This is a genomic window from Haloarcula sp. JP-Z28 (assembly GCF_011440255.1).
GTDB classification, from domain to species: domain Archaea; phylum Halobacteriota; class Halobacteria; order Halobacteriales; family Haloarculaceae; genus Haloarcula; species Haloarcula marismortui.
This window is the reverse complement of sequence record NZ_JAAOHT010000118.1, coordinates 4,152-6,165: the sequence shown is the minus strand read 5'-3', so window position 1 is coordinate 6,165 and position 2,014 is coordinate 4,152. Positions and strand designations below refer to the sequence as shown.

The window sequence follows — 2,014 nt, the reverse complement described above, 5'->3', positions numbered from 1 at the left end:
TGAACGATGCTAAGGTTGAGGACCTCCACTGCGCCACCAACAGTCAGCGCGACGACCCCATATTCAGCTCGGTGCATTTGTCGGCCCGCGTGCCTTCGAGATACCACAGGTCTGATGTGTTGAGATCAAGCAAACTGAAAGCGGTCAGTACCGAATTTGTGTCCAAGCTGAGAAAGACACCAGCGGCACGGTTGGAAGCCTTGCGGTGCCTTCCTCCTCGCCGAGGTTGAGCGTGATCTTCAATACTTCCAGAGCAAGCACAACATTGTACCCAAGCACTTCTTTATCGATCTGACCCAGCCCGGCGTCCGTGCTGTGGTTCGACGGACAGCTGCGCGAGCTGCTGAAGCAACTGCCGACGACGACTTCGAGAAGGTGAGTACGCACGACCTCCGCCGTCGGTTCGCCCAACGCCTACTCGTCAACGAACAGATGAACCCCCGCGTCGTGATGGCCGTCGGCGGCTGGGATTCACAGGCGGTACGAGGCGGATGCCCCGACCCTTGAGGTCGGGGAGGAAGCCGACAACCGATGACACAAACCACGCTACGATGGCAGGCCGACTCCCAAACGTGTGAGTAACACCGTGTATATATGTGAAAACACAGTGGAATACCGTCGTACCGCCGTCATCAAACTCGACACTCCCGAAGGAGCTGACGCCCCCCTTCGAGAGACGGTCGAGCAGTTCAAACACTGCGCCAACACCGCGAGCGAATGGTGCTGGCACGGCAACGACGGCTACCACGTCACCTCAAAAGCCAAAGCCGAACGCGCCCTCTACGACCAACTCCGCGACCAAACCAACCTTACCGCGAATCTTGTCCAGAAAGGGATTCGCAGGGCGGTTGAGGCCGTCAAAAGTGGAGTCTCGCGTCTCGAACGTGGCGAGAACACGTCACAACCGCACTTTTCTGCCGATAGCGCGGTCTACGACAAGCGGAGCGCGACGTTCCACCGCGACCACGTTTCGCTTTCAACTGTAGACGGGCGCGTCGAGTGCGAATACATTCTTCCCGACGACTCGGAGACACCGCCGACGAAGTACGTCTCCGGCGAGGACTTCGAGTTTCGGATGGCGCACTTACAATATCGAGACGGTGACTGGTATCTCCATGCCTCAATGCGGAAAGTCGAAGCCGGCGAGGGAACGTCTGAATCTGAGTCCAAGCACAGAACAGTCCTTGGTGTGGATTTGGGCGCGAACAACCTCGCCGCTGCTTCGACGGGGCGATTCTGGTCGGCAGACGAGTTCAACCACTGGCGTCGAGAGTACGAGAAGCGTCGTGCCTTGCTCCAGCAGTGTGGCTCTCGCCACGCCCACGAAAACATCGAGAGCGTCGGTCAGAAAGAGTACGGACGGTTCGAGATATACCTACACACGGTGGCGAACGAACTTATCGAGGAAGCCATCGAGAACGACTGTTCGCACATCGTGTTCGAGGACTTGACCCACATTCGGGAGAATATTCCCGAGGCGACGTGGCAACACGTTTGGGCGTTTCGACGCCTCTACGAGTACGTCGAATACAAAGCCAAAGAAAACGGCGTCGAAGCCGTGCAGGTTGACCCGCGCAACACGTCGAAGCGGTGTTCGACGTGTGGGTTTACCCACGACGATAACCGGAACGGGGAGTCGTTCGAGTGTCAGCAGTGCGGGTATGAGAACCACGCCGACTACAACGCTTCCAAGAACATCGGCTTGCAGTATCTCCGTCGTCGGCAAAACGCAGACGATGGAGGCGCACCCGTAGATGTGCGCTTGAATCGCGGGACGTTGAACGTGAGCGGGGAGTACGCACACCCTGCCTCTACCGAGGCATAGAACGGGAGTCCACGCGAAAGCCTCGGGGCTTGACCCCGAGGCGATTTACTCGCCGCTATCGAACCCTATCTGAACGCTCCCAGCGAGGATATTATCGATGAGGCATTTGCAGAACTCGAACTGTGAGACCTGCCGCTACCGATAGCTTTCGTGGGTCACACCCGGAATGGTTCCGAAGTGGCTGTCGCC

Annotated in this window: 1 protein-coding gene and 2 pseudogenes; all 3 read left to right on the top strand. The window is 58.0% G+C overall.

Going from position 1 to position 2,014, the window contains the following annotated elements; translation table 11 throughout:
• A pseudogene (locus G9463_RS22875) lies at window positions 1-480 on the top strand (tyrosine-type recombinase/integrase); the annotation flags it as partial.
• 127 nt (window positions 481-607) lie between these two features.
• Entirely contained in the window at window positions 608-1,825 is a 1,218-nt protein-coding gene (locus G9463_RS24205) for an RNA-guided endonuclease TnpB family protein (RefSeq protein ID WP_165897923.1), read from the top strand.
• 42 nt (window positions 1,826-1,867) lie between these two features.
• A pseudogene (locus G9463_RS24650) lies at window positions 1,868-1,951 on the top strand (site-specific integrase); the annotation flags it as partial.
• Window positions 1,952-2,014 lie beyond the last annotated feature (63 nt).